Source organism: Vibrio alfacsensis (assembly GCF_019670485.1).
Classification (GTDB): domain Bacteria; phylum Pseudomonadota; class Gammaproteobacteria; order Enterobacterales; family Vibrionaceae; genus Vibrio; species Vibrio alfacsensis.
The window spans coordinates 24,190-40,279 of record NZ_AP024167.1 but is presented as its reverse complement, the minus strand read 5'-3'; the positions used below and the strand labels follow the sequence as shown (position 1 = coordinate 40,279).

Genomic DNA, 16,090 nt, shown 5'->3' with positions numbered 1-16,090 from the left:
GAAAAGTGAAATGAATAGTTCGACAAAGATCGCATTGGTAATTACGTTACTCGATGCCATGGGGATTGGCCTTATCATGCCAGTCTTGCCAACGTTATTACGTGAATTTATTGCTTCGGAAGATATCGCTAACCACTTTGGCGTATTGCTTGCACTTTATGCGTTAATGCAGGTTATCTTTGCTCCTTGGCTTGGAAAAATGTCTGACCGATTTGGTCGGCGCCCAGTGCTGTTGTTGTCATTAATAGGCGCATCGCTGGATTACTTATTGCTGGCTTTTTCAAGTGCGCTTTGGATGCTGTATTTAGGCCGTTTGCTTTCAGGGATCACAGGAGCTACTGGGGCTGTCGCGGCATCGGTCATTGCCGATACCACCTCAGCTTCTCAACGCGTGAAGTGGTTCGGTTGGTTAGGGGCAAGTTTTGGGCTTGGTTTAATAGCGGGGCCTATTATTGGTGGTTTTGCAGGAGAGATTTCACCGCATAGTCCCTTTTTTATCGCTGCGTTGCTAAATATTGTCACTTTCCTTGTGGTTATGTTTTGGTTCCGTGAAACCAAAAATACACGTGATAATACAGATACCGAAGTAGGGGTTGAGACGCAATCGAATTCGGTATACATCACTTTATTTAAAACGATGCCCATTTTGTTGATTATTTATTTTTCAGCGCAATTGATAGGCCAAATTCCCGCAACGGTGTGGGTGCTATTTACCGAAAATCGTTTTGGATGGAATAGCATGATGGTTGGCTTTTCATTAGCGGGTCTTGGTCTTTTACACTCAGTATTCCAAGCCTTTGTGGCAGGAAGAATAGCCACTAAATGGGGCGAAAAAACGGCAGTACTGCTCGGATTTATTGCAGATAGTAGTGCATTTGCCTTTTTAGCGTTTATATCTGAAGGTTGGTTAGTTTTCCCTGTTTTAATTTTATTGGCTGGTGGTGGGATCGCTTTACCTGCATTACAGGGAGTGATGTCTATCCAAACAAAGAGTCATCAGCAAGGTGCTTTACAGGGATTATTGGTGAGCCTTAACAATGCAACCGGTGTTATTGGCCCATTACTGTTTGCTGTTATTTATAATCATTCACTACCAATTTGGGATGGCTGGATTTGGATTATTGGTTTAGCGTTTTACTGTATTATTATCCTGCTATCGATGACCTTCATGTTAACCCCTCAAGCTCAGGGGAGTAAACAGGAGACAAGTGCTTAGTTATTTCGTCACCAAATGATGTTATTCCGCGAAATATAATGACCCTCTTGATAACCCAAGAGGGCATTTTTTACGATAAAGAAGATTTAGCTTCAAATAAAACCTATCTATTTTATTTATCTTTCAAGCTCAATAAAAAGCCGCGGTAAATAGCAATAAATTGGCCTTTTTTATCGGCAAGCTCTTTTAGGTTTTTCGCATGTATTGCGATATGCATAAACCAGCCATTGAGTAAGTTTTTAAGCACATCATCATCATAAGCTTTAAGTTGGTTCTCTTGGATCAATTTGCTGACAATGGCGTTTACCTTACCAGTAATGTATTCAAGGCTAATTTTTTCAAGTTCATTCCAACCAATGATAGGCATCACTTCTTGGATAGGGATAAGGTTTTTATTATTATCAATAATATAATCAAGATAATGTTCAAATATACTTTCTAAGGCAGACCAACCATTTGTTAAATCAGTTTTTGTTGTGATGTAGGCATCAATCATAATTAATTGCTGCTTATAACAGGCACTGAGTAATTGTTTTTTATTTTTAAAGTGATGATAAAAGGCACCTTTGGTCACCAACGCTTTTCCCGAGATCTCATCTATTGAAACAGCTTGATAGCCTTTTTCAACAAACAATATTCGTGCTGAGTTAACCAGTGATTGATAGGTACTCTTAAAATTTTCTTGTTGATGATTTTTATTTTCCATGATAGATTTAAAATAACATACCGTCAGTATGTTTATGGTATCATGATGATGTGGTCGTGACAATCTTAAGAACATTTAGGTTATTTTATGTATATTGAACAGCATTCTCGCTATCAAAATAAAGCTAATAACATCCAATTAAGATATGATGATAAGCAGTTTCATACAACGGTTATCAAAGATGTTCTATTATGGATTGAACATAATTTAGATCAGTCTTTACTGCTTGATGATGTGGCGAATAAAGCGGGTTATACCAAGTGGTATTTTCAGCGGCTGTTCAAAAAAGTAACAGGGGTCACACTGGCTAGCTATATTCGTGCTCGTCGTTTGACGAAAGCGGCTGTTGAGTTGAGGTTGACGAAAAAAACTATCCTTGAGATCGCATTAAAATATCAATTTGATTCCCAACAATCTTTTACACGTCGATTTAAGTACATTTTTAAGGTTACACCAAGTTATTATCGGCGTAATAAATTATGGGAATTGGAGGCAATGCACTGAGAGATCCCCTCATAATTTCCCCAAAACGTAACCATGTGTGAATAGATTTTGAGTAAGCAGGGTTGCAGCCACGAGTGAGTCTTCCCTTGTTATTGTGTAGCCAGAATGCCGCAAAACTTCCATGCCTAAGCGAACTGTTGAGAGTACGTTTCGATTTCTGACTGTGTTAGCCTGGAAGTGCTTGTCCCAACCTTGTTTCTGAGCATGAACGCCCGCAAGCCAACATGTTAGTTGAAGCATCAGGGCGATTAGCAGCATGATATCAAAACGCTCTGAGCTGCTCGTTCGGCTATGGCGTAGGCCTAGTCCGTAGGCAGGACTTTTCAAGTCTCGGAAGGTTTCTTCAATCTGCATTCGCTTCGAATAGATATTAACAAGTTGTTTGGGTGTTCGAATTTCAACAGGTAAGTTAGTTGCTAGAATCCATGGCTCCTTTGCCGACGCTGAGTAGATTTTAGGTGACGGGTGGTGACAATGAGTCCGTGTCGAGCGCTGATTTTTTCGGCCTTTAGAGCGAGATTTATACAATAGAATTTGGCATGAGATTGGATTGCTTTTAGTCAGCCTCTTATAGCCTAAAGTCTTTGAGTGACTAGATGACATATCATGTAAGTTGCTGATAGGTTTCCAGTTTTCCGCTCCTAGGTCTGCATATTGTACTTTTCCTCTTACTCGACTTAACCAGTACCAACCCAGCTTCTCAACGGATTTATACCATGGCACTTTAAAGCCAGCATCACTGACAATGAGCGGTGTGGTGTTACTCGGTAGAATGCTCGCAAGGTCGGCTAGAAATTGGTCATGAGCTTTCTTTGAACATTGCTCTGAAAGCGGGAACGCTTTCTCATAAAGAGTAACAGAACGACCGTGTAGTGCGACTGAAGCTCGCAATACCATAAGCCGTTTTTGCTCACGGATATCAGACCAGTCAACAAGTACAATGGGCATCGTATTGCCCGAACAGATAAAGCTAGCATGCCAACGGTATACAGCGAGTCGCTCTTTGTGGAGGTGACGATTACCTAACAATCGGTCGATTCGTTTGATGTTATGTTTTGTTCTCGCTTTGGTTGGCAGGTTACGGCCAAGTTCGGTAAGAGTGAGAGTTTTACAGTCAAGTAAGGCGTGGCAAGCCAACGTTAAGCTGTTGAGTCGTTTTAAGTGTAATTCGGGGCAGAATTGGTAAAGAGAGTCGTGTAAAATATCGAGTTCGCACATTTTGTTGTCTGATTATTGATTTTTGGCGAAACCATTTGATCATATGACAAGATGTGTATCTACCTTAACTTAATGATTTTGATAAAAATCATTAGGGGATTCATCAGTGCTTTGTATGCTTTGTATGCTTTGTATGCCTATGGTTATGCATAAAAATCCCAGTGATAAGAGTATTTATCACTGGGATTTTTATGCCCTTTTGGGCTTTTGAATGGAGGAAAATCACATGAAAATTATTAATATTGGAGTTTTAGCTCATGTTGATGCGGGAAAAACTACCTTAACAGAAAGCTTATTATATAACAGTGGAGCGATTACAGAATTAGGAAGCGTGGACAGAGGTACAACGAAAACGGATAATACGCTTTTAGAACGTCAGAGAGGAATTACAATTCAGACGGCGATAACCTCTTTTCAGTGGAAAAATACTAAGATAAACATCATAGACACGCCAGGACATATGGATTTTTTAGCAGAAGTATATCGTTCATTATCAGTATTAGATGGGGCAATTCTACTGATTTCTGCAAAAGATGGCGTACAAGCACAAACTCGTATATTGTTTCATGCACTTAGGAAAATAGGTATTCCCACAATCTTTTTTATCAATAAGATTGACCAAAATGGAATTGATTTATCAACGGTTTATCAGGATATTAAAGAGAAACTTTCTGCGGAAATTGTAATCAAACAGAAGGTAGAACTGCATCCTAATATGCGTGTAATGAACTTTACCGAATCTGAACAATGGGATATGGTAATAGAAGGAAATGATTACCTTTTGGAGAAATATACGTCTGGGAAATTATTGGAAGCATTAGAACTCGAACAAGAGGAAAGCATAAGATTTCATAATTGTTCCCTGTTCCCTGTTTATCACGGAAGTGCAAAAAACAATATAGGGATTGATAACCTTATAGAAGTGATTACGAATAAATTTTATTCATCAACACATCGAGGTCAGTCTGAACTTTGCGGAAAAGTTTTCAAAATTGAGTATTCGGAAAAAAGACAGCGTCTTGCATATATACGTCTTTATAGTGGCGTACTGCATTTGCGAGATTCGGTTAGAATATCGGAAAAGGAAAAAATAAAAATTACAGAAATGTATACTTCAATAAATGGTGAATTATGTAAAATCGATAAGGCTTATTCCGGGGAAATTGTTATTTTGCAGAATGAGTTTTTGAAGTTAAATAGTGTTCTTGGAGATACAAAGCTATTGCCACAGAGAGAGAGAATTGAAAATCCCCTCCCTCTGCTGCAAACGGCTGTTGAACCGAGCAAACCTCAACAAAGGGAAATGTTACTTGATGCACTTTTAGAAATCTCCGACAGTGACCCGCTTCTGCGATATTATGTGGATTCTGCGACACATGAAATCATACTTTCTTTCTTAGGGAAAGTACAAATGGAAGTGACTTGTGCTCTGCTGCAAGAAAAGTATCATGTGGAGATAGAAATAAAAGAGCCTACAGTCATTTATATGGAAAGACCGTTAAAAAAAGCAGAGTATACCATTCACATCGAAGTTCCACCGAATCCTTTCTGGGCTTCCATTGGTCTATCTGTAGCACCGCTTCCATTAGGGAGCGGAGTACAGTATGAGAGCTCGGTTTCTCTTGGATACTTAAATCAATCGTTTCAAAATGCAGTTATGGAGGGGATACGCTATGGCTGTGAACAAGGATTGTATGGTTGGAATGTGACGGACTGTAAAATCTGTTTTAAGTATGGCTTATACTATAGCCCTGTTAGTACCCCAGCAGATTTTCGGATGCTTGCTCCTATTGTATTGGAACAAGTCTTAAAAAAAGCTGGAACAGAATTGTTAGAGCCATATCTTAGTTTTAAAATTTATGCGCCACAGGAATATCTTTCACGAGCATACAACGATGCTCCTAAATATTGTGCGAACATCGTAGACACTCAATTGAAAAATAATGAGGTCATTCTTAGTGGAGAAATCCCTGCTCGGTGTATTCAAGAATATCGTAGTGATTTAACTTCCTTTACAAATGGACGTAGTGTTTGTTTAACAGAGTTAAAAGGGTACCATGTTACTACCGGTGAACCTGTTTGCCAGCCCCGTCGTCCAAATAGTCGGATAGATAAAGTACGATATATGTTCAATAAAATAACTTAGTGTATTTTATGTTGTTATATAAATATGGTTTCTTGTTAAATAAGATGAAATATTTTTTAATAAAGATTTGAATTAAAGTGTAAAGGAGGAGATAGTTATTATAAACTACAAGTGGATATTGTGTCCTGTATGTGGAAATAAAACACGATTAAAGATAAGGGAAGATACTGAATTAAAAAAATTCCCCCTCTATTGTCCGAAATGCAGACAAGAAAATTTAATTGAAATAAAGCAGTTCAAAGTAACTGTGATTACAGAGCCAGACGCAAAGACGCAGAGCCCTGAGGGATCCCCTCATAATTTCCCCAAAGCACAACCATGTTTGAATAGATTTTGAGCAAGCAGGGTTGCAGCCGCGAGCAAGTCTTCCCTCGTTATTGTGTAGCCAGAATGCCGCAAAACTTCCATCCCTAAGCGCACTGTTGAGAGTACATTTCGATTTTTGACAGTGTTAGCTTGGAAGTGCTTATCCCAACCTTGTTTCTGACCATGAACTCCAGCAAGCCAAAATGTCAGTTGAAGCATTAGGGCGATTAGCAGCATGATATCAAAGCGCTCTGAGCTGCTAGTTCGGCTATGACGGAGGCCTAAACCGTAGGCTGGGCTTTTCAAGTCTCGGAAGGTTTCTTCAATTTGCATACGCTTCGAGTAGAGCCTAACAAGTTGCTTTGGTGTTCGGATTTCAACGGGCAAGTTAGTCGCTAAAACCCATGGTTCTTTTGTCGAAGCGGAGTAGATTTTAGGTGACGGATGATGACAATTAGTCCGTGTCGAACGCTGATTTTTTCGGCCTTTAGGACGTGATTTATACAGTGCAATTTGACATGAAATTGGGTTGCTCTTAGTCAACCTCTTATAGCCTAAAGTCTTTGAGCGACTTGAGGATATGCTATGTAAGTTGCTGATAGGTTGCCAGTTTTCCGCACCTAAATCTGCATATTGCACTTTCCCTCTGACTCGACTTAACCAGTACCAACCTAGCTTTTCAACGGATTTATACCATGGCACTTTAAAGCCAGCATCACTGACAATGAGCGGTGTAGTGTTACTCGGTAGAATGCTTGCAAGGTCGGCTAGAAATTGGTCATGAGCCTTCTTTGAACATTGCTCTGAAAGCGGAAAGGCTTTCTCATAAAGAGTAATAGAACGACCATGTAGTGCCACCGAAGCCCGCAATACCATAAGCCGTTTTTGCTCACGAATATCAGACCAGTCAACAAGAACAATGGGCATCGAATTACCTGAACAGATAAAGCTGGCATGCCAACGGTATACAGCGAGTCGCTCTTTGTGCAAGTGACGATTACCTAACAATCTGTCGATTCGTTTGATGTTATGTTTTGTTCTGGCTTTCGTTGGCAGGTTACGACCAAGTTCGGTAAGAGTGAGCGTTTTACATTCAAGTAATGCGTGGCAAGCCAGCGTTAAACTGTTGAGTCGTTTTAAGTGCAATTCAGGGCAGAATTGGTAAAGAGAGTCGTGTAAAATATCGAGTTCGCACATCTTGTTGTCTGGTTATTGATTTTTCTCAGAACCATTTGATCACATGACAAGATGTGCATCTACCTTAAATTTATGATTTTTATCAAAATCATTAGGGGATTCCTCAGCACTATTTATTCAATACCTAGATACAGTGATCCCCATCCTCCTAGAGAATGAAGTTAAGTAAATCAATTTTTATTCTTGGTGTAGGCCCATATCTTGAGAAGACTTGGGGTGGTGCTTACTTATTCATAACAGCAATCCAGAGCCTAATTTATTCAGTAGTTAGGCTCTAGATATATAGCACTATTTTTAAGCTTTAAATCGATTGGCTTGGTGGCTAAGGGCTTGGGTGTGACTTTCAATATCAATGAAGCTTAGTCGTGCTTAATCTACAATCTTCACTACTAGCATTAGCAATGGATTGAACATTGTTAGTGATTTCATAACTAACAGAAGATTGCTCAGTGGCTGCCGTAGCAATAATGTCAGTTTTGTCTGTCATGTCTTGAATTGAGGATTCAATAAGCGCCAATGTTTGTTCAGCCTGGCTTGCGGTTACCGTAGTGCTCTGTGAACCTTTAATAGACTGCTCCATTACAGTTACAGCTCTTTGGGCGCCGCAATGCAGTTTTTCAATAACAGCGTGAATCTCTTTAGTACTTTCTTGTTTTCGACTTGCAAGAGTACGTCCCTCATCATCGACTACAGCGAATCCCGTCCTTGCTCTCCAGCTCGTGCAGCTTTAATCGCAGCATTCAGTGCAAAGGTGTTTGATCAGTGAACAATACCAAGCAGTTAACTCGCAACCTTTTAATCAGCCTTAGCGAGCGAGACTGTGAATTGGCGCTCGTCGTTTGATAGAGGATTTGTTCTGTAGGAAGAAAAGTATTTCAAGTGAGAGTGCTCCTTTACGAAAAACATCTGAAAAAGACTCAACATCGCCCGATCACGTTTACGCCATTTACCGCGGCTCTAGGATGGTTGATTGGAGCGAGGACGAGGATATAGCTCAGTCCAAACAGGAGGACGGAGATGAAATCCACTACATGTCTTGGTCGGAGGTTGAAATCGAAAAAAGGATAAATATGGACAGAGATTGGCTCAAGAGTAAGCGTTTAAAGCAAACGATAGAAGTAAGGCAGACTGTGAATTGTTTAATAGCAAAAAAGAGCGCTGGTATTATGTTTGCGCTTATATGGGTGATAACCAGTTCCTATTTATCATTACCTATCTTCAGCTCAATCCTGATAGGAGCTATGTTTCTTCTTCTGTGCTTGTTCCACTTCTTCTCATCAAGTTTGGTTCTTATTTTTGCGCGAATGGCAATGGTGTTCTATCAGTTGGTCAATGTTGTGGGATTCTCGGTCATCGATGTTTTTCTTTCGATTATCATCATCTATCCGATCAGTTATATGCTAGTTGAATGTCCGTTCCTTGTAACATTGTACCGAAAAAGGCATCCCGTCTTTAATGGCATCTTGAATCTGTCAGATAAGCACCGTGTGATCCTTTACTAAAGAGGTATAAATTCCAGCTAATCTGGAAAAATCGAACTATGAAATCAGAATTTTAGAAGTGTCAAAACAATAGATACTATGGTTTAGTTTACACTTAGGTGAGGATACAATGAGGATACAAATAGATGGCTAGAACGCCGCTTGAAATAGCTCTTTGTAATGTACTAATTGATTTGGATGAAACATTAACTGATATGGAAGAGAAGCTTGGTATATCAGTTGCTCTATTATCAGCCATTGAACTTGGTACTTCACACTTCGAGTAAATGTAGAAGTAAATCTCTTTGAACTATACGGTTCGAGAATTAACAATCTGGAGCAGTTGATTCTGTTAAGCCAATCAAACTGCCAGATGAATCTAGTCGGTCACTCAACACTCATTCAGTAAATTATTAAGTAATGTCGGGGAGCACGAGATGTTTGTACAAATTGTCGTATGGGGTAGCCAACGTTTGGCTCAGTTTATTATGGAACGCAGCTACCCGCAAAACTGGCTTTATGGTGTTGACGGCCAAACAAAGAAGACTATACAGGCGCTTCATCCAGTTTCGATTAAGAACGATTTTCAAGAGCAGTTTGGCAGCATAATGCCCAAAATGATACGATATTATGATATCCCTGAAAAAAGCACTCTCTCAGTTCAATCTAGGCTAGATTTAAACCCTTATAAAAATAGGATTACTACGCTTCTAGAGCCGTATATGGATGAAAGCATAGGAGCTTCCTCCCGCTTTGCTGATAAAGAAAACATTCAAGTCTACCCTTATCTGTCACACCCTAGTAAAGACTACTTTACGACGCACAACCTTTTCTCTGAGTATGCTTGTGAAGACTTTCTTCGCCTAATTCATAGACAACTTCAAAATTACGATAGTAGGGAGTGTTATATGACACAGATTCGCGCTTATGATCCAGATTTTGATGTCTGCTACCAAGCTATTTCAGTTAAGAATCCTCAAGCATTGAAAGAGAGAGTGTGTGATGAACCATGTGATATTAGACAGTCATGGTTAGGTCAGCATCAATATGGCTATGCAGTATATGAGTTGGAACGTGAGTTGGGGGAGGGTGCGCTGCTAGAATTAGGTTTTAGTGATCAAGAGAGTACACTCACTCCAACCGAAATTAATAAGCTAATTGCTGACGGTATTATTGATAAGCACATAATTAGTAGAGTGCAACTTCAACACCATATTGTGTGGAATGAACCCTTTAAACCGGCGGATGTTTCTTTCATGTATGATTTACTTGGTTTCAGATCAGGACAAAACTATCAAATTACTCACTCAAACAAAGTTCAATTATTGGATTTTGATTGGGACAGCATGGCATAGGATTTTATGACTATTGAATCGTCTACGACAACACCAACAAGAAAGCATGGCCAACAATGTACCCTACTTATTCCGATTGGTGAGGGGGAGGACAGGTTCGGTACTGGTGTAATACTTGATATCAACAAAAAGATTAAGGTGGTAATAACGGACGTGGCAGATCATGACGACTCCATGAATGGACGTGTTATCGATCTGCACCCAGACAGAGTTGTTGCTGATGATAGTAGGGGGATCTTGGCGTTCGCATTGCAAAAATTTGAGAAAGAATACGGATTGGAACGCCTAAACCAAACACTGGCTAATTGCTTGCTAACGAACACTCAGAGACTCACTAACGGCGAAAATAAATTGTATAAAGTTTCCACGGAGTATCTTGATAGCTCAAAGTTAAAGTCGATTACTGGTGAAGTCATTGCTAAGCGGAAGTAAAAAACAGACAAACTGGACATGCCCTATGCTGATCAAAAATTAGCGCATCCTGCTTCACACAAAGTGGTTGTGCGTAAGTCGATTCTGTTCATATTGATACCATCCATGGCACTCGTAGATAAATAAAATCAAGAGTGAACGGATTGTTCAACTATAAAATAAGTTCGTTCCATAAAACTAACCATTTCTTCGAAATGATTTCGCTTAAAACCGAAACTCTTTCTTAGTTTATTGCAAAACGATTATCATCAACAAAATCGGTATGTACTTTTTCATTTTGACTCCATTCACTTAACCCGTTTCGGGTCCTAAATTTCCTTACAGTCCTTGTTCAGTGTGAACCGTTTTTGGGTTGATAGGTTGGTTTCTAGTATGGAGCAATTCATTTTCCCACACCAAAGTTCTCAGATTCTGTGGTTAGCCCTATTCAGTGGAATAAACCCGTTGGCGAAATGCCGAGTGATTGGGTCGAAAGGTGGGTTGTCATTGGCTTCTGCACACTTCGTGTTTGGTTTTTTATCGACGGTTTCGTTAAAACACTTCTTACTCACAACTAGACAGGTGAGCGCAAATTGATTGCGAAGTGATAACATGGCTCAATAATGAGGCCAGAGGTCTTTTTTGAAGACATGTCTTGTATTGTGAATCTTAAAAACTTGTTTGCATGACCTATGTATAGCATTATTGCTATACAACGGATTGGATATATGAGAGAGCGATTTTGGATTTTTACGACCCTTTTTTGCCCAAATTTGTCACTGAATTAGGTTCTAATGTCGAGCGACATGAGCTCAATACTGGTCTGCAAGTCGTGCGTCGAAAAGTAGATGGTTTTGAGATGTGGTTACCTATTGGAGTTACCTTTAGCGAAAACCAACAAGCTTTTTTGGCAAGGCGATTAGTTGGAGGTAAGGCATTATTAAATCGTACGTTCTCGGTGTTATCTCAACATGAATCCAAACAAAAGTCGGATTATGCTAAAGCTGCCGTTAAAGCAATCAAAGCGATGTATGCATCACATGAAGACCATCCATCAACGCCGACCCCATCAAAAGTTACTTCTTTAATTCAGGCTGGAAATACGGTCAGGACGAGTATTGTAAGCCTCAAGCCCAGAAAGGAAACGAGTTGCCCAGCCTTGGCCATCAAAACAAAATTGATGATCGAGGGTAGGAAGAATGAACTGTCGACGTCAATTAACCTTAGGGCTTTTGATTTAGAAGATGTTCTTACAGGCTACGCCTTGCAGATCGACCTTGGGCAGTCAGCTCTGGAGAAAGGAGAAAAGCTCTCTCGACAAACTCTTAAATCTTTAGCACCAAGAAAGGTGACGGAGGAAGAGCGCTTAAATGCGTTATCTGAAATACGCAAAGCTCTTGCGTTCCTTATTGAAATCTACACCGATCATCGCAGCAGAGTGAAGATAGAAGATAGCCCACAATCTACGTCGGTTCTTGGTACTCCCGTTATTACTGTGTCAAAGTCTGCGTTCCTTGATGAGTTCGATATCTATCAAGATGTCATCACGTTGTTGCGGGTGTTTGCTGAGAAAACCTATGATCCAGCCGCGGTTAGTGGATGTGATACGAGTTGCACGACTAAAGTTCAGCCTACTACTGGTGTGGCTGGCGTTATTACAACTATTGATAAACGTCGACAAAGTGTTGTGATACAAGGGATTACCGGAAAAAATAAGTACGGCAGTTATACCGTGCGAAATTTCTCAGTAAATAAATACGGTCTTCTCAAAGGTTTCTACGCTGCACTTTCCGCGCATCACGAAGCTTTCAATATCACCCCACCAGTGAACGGGCGTCATCGTCTGTATAACACCTTTCTGTCTCATTTTGTTCAAGTAGTCCCCCAATCTTTACTGACAGAGCTTAGTTCTGAATTACCGACGTTAGAGACGTTGGTGATACCGGATATAAAAGAGCTTTCAGACAAGATAAATAACGTTGAACTGCAGAAGCAGAAATTACTAGAAAAACCGGATCCGAACACTGGCACTGTTGGGATTAGGATAAGGGTTTCAGCTACACGAGCGCGGTTGCATGGACTGGTGGGTTTTGATGAGAAATCCGGTCCCATATATCGACGGTATTCCCTCAATACATACGGTCTAAAGCAGGCTTTCACGCTTGCAATACAAGGCATGACAGAGAATCTTCCGTTTAATGAATTGACCGAAGATGAGATGCAGGGCGCATATCGCACGTTTTTCAAGCAAGTGTCGAGCTCTGTTCCTACTGATTTGCACTACAAATTTAATAAAAACTATATGGTTATTGGCAAGTCTGTTGTGCTTGATTCAGAAATTCCTGAGTTGTCATACGGCGAGCGTTGGAATTTGGCGAAAGCTGAAGTTGATACGTTGCTTGAGGAGCTTGAAGTGCTGAAACAGAGTAAGCACTATGCGAGCGACTATCACGACTATCACGACTATGGCTCTAACTCACCACTAGATTTTGACTTTGTGGCGTCATGCACAGGCTGTGGTAAAGATCCAATTGAAACGGTAGATGGTGATACCCATAAAATTGAGTGTGAAACCTGCTACACCCAAAAAATCGCTGCTCATACTCAATTTGATGCAAGAGCAGGGTGGGCTTTGATGCAGGCCCAAGACATCTCAATAAAGCAAATTAAACACTTTCATCTCAATGAGCGCTCACTCGAAGCAAACGCGGAGTACCTAGAAAATGTCATCGCTCGTTTAACTACTGATCTAGAGATGGTTGCTCTACGCCAACGCATTTACGATTTAGTCATTGAGTATGATCTCAAGGTTAGATTGCAGAAGAAGCCAGGAGAAGCTTTTGTGTCGCGGCTCCAAGCTTATCTACGTTGGGCAAATCTTGCGCGAAAGGTAGTCGAGCGAGATATCCCGAAACAATCTATTTTTGGTGAGCACTACTCAGTGATAGATGCGCGCTAACGACGTATAAACAGCCTGTGCTTTTCAATATCCACACCAAAGGTGCTCGGCAGTTCAGAGTAGGGATCTTTAAGCATGACGCCCATGAAGAAGCTCATTAGAAAGAAATCTCGATCACGCGACTGCCTCTGGTGAGATTTAATATTGATTCTCTGGCTCAAGACACGTTTACTCTTACCGTTGAAATGACTTGAATACGACCATAGGACGATTCAAAACATCATAATTACAAGGAGCTCCATAATGGAGCTTTTCAGAGATTAATCAACGCTCCGTCCTGCCGTGATGTTTAGGAGTGACTCAGCGAACAGATGGCGGGTTTTGGCTTGGTTTTGATTTAGCAAAAAATTTGGTTGATAATTTATAATTAATGAAATCAATGGTTTGTGCATTCCCTGCCAATATTGATCGTGAACGGATAGATATGATACATGGTTGGTCGGCTCCGGTTGTTAAAACTGCTACTAATGTCTCACGCAATCCGAAGCCGACAATTATGGTGCTAATCATCTATTTCGATTATTGGGCTCGTTGAGCTCTTGTTAGGGATCTGACTGATGATTTTGTCTGCAAAACGCGAGAACGGCAGGCTTTGAATCCAAACAATACCCTCGCCCTGCAGGGTAGCAAGAAACAGTCCTTCGCCACCAAAAAGCATTGACTTAATACCCGAACCAGCGCGCTCGATATCCATCGAGATGTTCGATGTATAAGCCACGACACAGCCGCTATCAACGCGCAATTTCTCCCCAGGTTGGATCGTGCGCTTGCTGATATACCCACCAGCTTGCAAAATGGCAAGCCCATCTCCAGTTAGGCGCTGCATGATGAACCCGTTGTTGAAGAATCCATTACCAAGTTTCATTGTCATCGCAATACCAATCTCAGTGCCATGCGCGGCGCATAAGAATGCATCTTTCTGACAGATAACCTGACCCCCGAGTTCGGATAAATCCATTTCGATGACTTTACCTGGGTTTGATGCTGAAAAGCCCACACGTCTCTTTTGGTGACCTTGGTTGGTGAAATGCGTCAAGAATAACGTTTCACCACTCAAAGCACGTTTACCTGCGCTCATCAGTTTGTTGAAGAAGCCTGAGTTTGCTTTAGAGCCATCACCAAACTTGGCTTCCATGGTGATTTCATCTTCGATGAATATCATCGTGCCTGCTTCCGCGATTACACATTCGGCATTGTCTAACTCAATCTCTACTAGCTGCATGTCGCTACCGAAGATAAAGGCATCCAGTTCATCACATTGCCTGTTCATAACATAACTCCTATTGTTGGTGGCGACTATATAAGCGAAAATCTTTTGGCGGATTTTGTACTAAACGACAAGGGTGAGATGCTTTATGCAAATTGAAGTTAAGAGGAACTATTCTTGTTTAATTGGGTAACGAAGAGTGTGTATAGCCATTAGATTAACAAATGGCTATCAATTCAATAAGTTAAAATCCAAGCCTCTCGATAGTGGCTAGTAACTCGGCATAACTTCTGAGTCAATGATCTCATGAGCCAAATGCTCAATGAATTGTGGGTCAATATAAATACCTGAAACGATGCTGAGAAGAACTATAAATACCTACAGCACGTTCTGCAGAGTAAAAAGCAGCACGTCACGTTTACACTTACTGAGTTCCTCTTGTTCGGTTTTGCCCTGCTTCGATTCGTTGATCACAACTATGGTCTTAGCGTGCCTCTCTAATGCGTTAAAATGACTTCCAAATTCACGCTCTAAGTTATCGAGAAACTGGTCTGAAAATTGTGACCTTTCATATTGTTGCCGAATGAATAGATGTTTACTAAGGCGTTTTACATCCCCACATACGATTTCAGCAAAGCTGGTGGCATCGTCATTGATGGTCTTTTTGTGTTGAGTCACCATCTTTGCACTCACGTTCGTTGCGATAAGTGCTGCGCCAAGTACCAGGATTAGTTTCTTCATGGGTATTGCTCCTCTTAAGTTCAATGCTAAAAGCGAAAACCCTAAGATGCTTAATTAAGCTTTTTTATTGCGACTGCTAACCCATTCTGAAGCCTGCAATAGAAAATATTGCAAGCATCACATTCAAGTACTGCTCAAAACTAACGACATATAGATCGCGCACCAAACTAGTAAGGTTACGATGTTTAACCCTAGCCCAAACCGGATCAAGGGTGTTTGTATCTTCTTCACATAGTAGAAATAGACCCCAAGGACACTGCCGATGACGACAAAGGCGGTGATCCCCAGATAGAAAAGGGAGATGGCTCTATAGCCGGTGGGGTCCTGAAAAAATATGGGAAAGACTACAAACGCGGAAACATAAGAAATAGGAATGTTCCAAACTGCGATTGCTATCGGAGAGTTTTCAATTTTCATAATTTACACCTCTAGTTCACTCTTCAGCTTTTTTATTACTGGATAAACGGTAGTCCTGCTGAACTGGAGTTGGCGACTAGTGAATTTTTAGCGATGTGAGAGGCTATGTTCTAATTTTTTTGAGCAGATATAGTTACATTGGCTTCCTCTAGCGCCTTTCCCACTCTTGATTTCCAAGCATAGCGTTTCTGCGATATTGGCCCTTAAATCTTACGCACAATACTGG

Annotated in this window: 12 protein-coding genes and 4 pseudogenes; 10 read left to right on the top strand and 6 right to left on the bottom strand. The window is 40.7% G+C overall.

Annotation, left to right across the window (positions count from 1 at the left end; all coding sequences use genetic code 11):
- The first annotated feature begins 10 nt into the window (after window positions 1-10).
- Window positions 11-1,216 (top strand): tetracycline efflux MFS transporter Tet(B), encoded by a 1,206-nt coding sequence (gene tet(B) / locus VA249_RS21650; protein WP_010446567.1) that lies wholly within the window; start codon window positions 11-13, stop codon window positions 1,214-1,216.
- 112 nt (window positions 1,217-1,328) lie between these two features.
- On the opposite strand, the gene tetC is transcribed toward tet(B), so the two are convergent.
- Window positions 1,329-1,922, bottom strand: coding sequence for a tetracyline resistance-associated transcriptional repressor TetC (gene tetC, locus VA249_RS21645; protein ID WP_000428546.1), 594 nt, complete (start codon window positions 1,920-1,922; stop codon window positions 1,329-1,331).
- Between the two features lie 87 nt (window positions 1,923-2,009).
- On the opposite strand from tetC, the pseudogene VA249_RS21640 reads away from it, so the two are divergent.
- Window positions 2,010-2,405 (top strand): annotated as a pseudogene (locus VA249_RS21640) (helix-turn-helix domain-containing protein); the annotation flags it as partial.
- Window positions 2,406-2,435: 30 nt separating this feature from the next.
- On the opposite strand, the gene VA249_RS21635 reads toward VA249_RS21640, so the two are convergent.
- A complete protein-coding gene (locus VA249_RS21635) occupies window positions 2,436-3,644 on the bottom strand; it encodes an IS4-like element ISVsa5 family transposase (RefSeq protein WP_001352368.1) in 1,209 nt (402 codons plus the stop codon).
- A gap of 163 nt (window positions 3,645-3,807) precedes the next feature.
- Between VA249_RS21635 and VA249_RS24355 the strand changes: the two are divergent.
- From VA249_RS24355 to VA249_RS21620, 3 genes and pseudogenes are all read left to right on the top strand, one after another.
- Window positions 3,808-3,855, top strand: a pseudogene (locus VA249_RS24355) (hypothetical protein); the annotation flags it as partial.
- 15 nt (window positions 3,856-3,870) lie between these two features.
- Window positions 3,871-5,790 carry a tetracycline resistance ribosomal protection protein Tet(M) gene (tet(M), locus tag VA249_RS21625; RefSeq protein ID WP_014386813.1) on the top strand — a complete coding sequence of 640 codons (1,920 nt, stop codon included), beginning with the start codon at window positions 3,871-3,873 and terminating at the stop codon, window positions 5,788-5,790.
- Between the two features lie 118 nt (window positions 5,791-5,908).
- Window positions 5,909-6,070, top strand: a pseudogene (locus tag VA249_RS21620) (cysteine-rich KTR domain-containing protein); the annotation flags it as partial.
- 14 nt (window positions 6,071-6,084) lie between these two features.
- Here VA249_RS21620 and VA249_RS21615 read toward each other — a convergent pair.
- Both VA249_RS21615 and VA249_RS21610 read right to left on the bottom strand, forming a co-directional pair.
- The gene (locus VA249_RS21615) at window positions 6,085-7,293 is read right to left on the bottom strand and encodes an IS4 family transposase (RefSeq protein ID WP_032073033.1); all 1,209 of its coding nucleotides are present in this window, start codon (window positions 7,291-7,293) and stop codon (window positions 6,085-6,087) included.
- A 349-nt stretch (window positions 7,294-7,642) separates the two neighbouring features.
- Window positions 7,643-8,052: pseudogene (locus VA249_RS21610) on the bottom strand (methyl-accepting chemotaxis protein); the annotation flags it as partial.
- Window positions 8,053-8,534: 482 nt separating this feature from the next.
- On the opposite strand from VA249_RS21610, the gene VA249_RS21605 reads away from it, so the two are divergent.
- From VA249_RS21605 to VA249_RS21585, 5 genes are all read left to right on the top strand, one after another.
- Window positions 8,535-8,795 carry a hypothetical protein gene (locus tag VA249_RS21605; protein WP_221072342.1) on the top strand — a complete coding sequence of 87 codons (261 nt, stop codon included), beginning with the start codon at window positions 8,535-8,537 and terminating at the stop codon, window positions 8,793-8,795.
- A gap of 125 nt (window positions 8,796-8,920) precedes the next feature.
- The gene (locus tag VA249_RS21600; protein ID WP_176703850.1) at window positions 8,921-9,061 is read left to right on the top strand and encodes a hypothetical protein; all 141 of its coding nucleotides are present in this window, start codon (window positions 8,921-8,923) and stop codon (window positions 9,059-9,061) included.
- 150 nt (window positions 9,062-9,211) lie between these two features.
- Window positions 9,212-10,129: a hypothetical protein gene (locus VA249_RS21595; protein ID WP_176703851.1), complete on the top strand. Its 918-nt coding sequence runs from the start codon at window positions 9,212-9,214 to the stop codon at window positions 10,127-10,129.
- Between the two features lie 6 nt (window positions 10,130-10,135).
- Entirely contained in the window at window positions 10,136-10,561 is a 426-nt protein-coding gene (locus VA249_RS21590) for a hypothetical protein (protein ID WP_176703852.1), read from the top strand.
- A 721-nt stretch (window positions 10,562-11,282) separates the two neighbouring features.
- Window positions 11,283-13,499, top strand: coding sequence for a hypothetical protein (locus VA249_RS21585; protein WP_176703853.1), 2,217 nt, complete (start codon window positions 11,283-11,285; stop codon window positions 13,497-13,499).
- Window positions 13,500-14,001: 502 nt separating this feature from the next.
- Here VA249_RS21585 and VA249_RS21580 read toward each other — a convergent pair.
- Both VA249_RS21580 and VA249_RS21575 read right to left on the bottom strand, forming a co-directional pair.
- Complete coding sequence (locus tag VA249_RS21580) at window positions 14,002-14,769, bottom strand: AIM24 family protein (RefSeq protein ID WP_176703854.1); 768 nt, start codon at window positions 14,767-14,769, stop codon at window positions 14,002-14,004.
- Window positions 14,770-15,084: 315 nt separating this feature from the next.
- Window positions 15,085-15,447 carry a hypothetical protein gene (locus tag VA249_RS21575; protein ID WP_176703855.1) on the bottom strand — a complete coding sequence of 121 codons (363 nt, stop codon included), beginning with the start codon at window positions 15,445-15,447 and terminating at the stop codon, window positions 15,085-15,087.
- Window positions 15,448-16,090 lie beyond the last annotated feature (643 nt).

Bases quoted from the DNA above. Each gene is read 5' to 3' on its own strand.
- VA249_RS21600 (WP_176703850.1), top strand. From the start codon at position 8,921: ATGGCTAGAACGCCGCTTGAAATAGCTCTTTGTAATGTACTAATTGAT.
- VA249_RS21605 (WP_221072342.1), top strand. From the start codon at position 8,535: ATGTTTCTTCTTCTGTGCTTGTTCCACTTCTTCTCATCAAGTTTGGTT.
- VA249_RS21575 (WP_176703855.1), bottom strand. From the start codon at position 15,447: ATGAAGAAACTAATCCTGGTACTTGGCGCAGCACTTATCGCAACGAAC.
- VA249_RS21635 (WP_001352368.1), bottom strand. From the start codon at position 3,644: ATGTGCGAACTCGATATTTTACACGACTCTCTTTACCAATTCTGCCCC.
- VA249_RS21580 (WP_176703854.1), bottom strand. From the start codon at position 14,769: ATGAACAGGCAATGTGATGAACTGGATGCCTTTATCTTCGGTAGCGAC.
- VA249_RS21590 (WP_176703852.1), top strand. From the start codon at position 10,136: ATGACTATTGAATCGTCTACGACAACACCAACAAGAAAGCATGGCCAA.
- VA249_RS21615 (WP_032073033.1), bottom strand. From the start codon at position 7,293: ATGTGCGAACTCGATATTTTACACGACTCTCTTTACCAATTCTGCCCT.
- tetC (WP_000428546.1), bottom strand. From the start codon at position 1,922: ATGGAAAATAAAAATCATCAACAAGAAAATTTTAAGAGTACCTATCAA.
- VA249_RS21595 (WP_176703851.1), top strand. From the start codon at position 9,212: ATGTTTGTACAAATTGTCGTATGGGGTAGCCAACGTTTGGCTCAGTTT.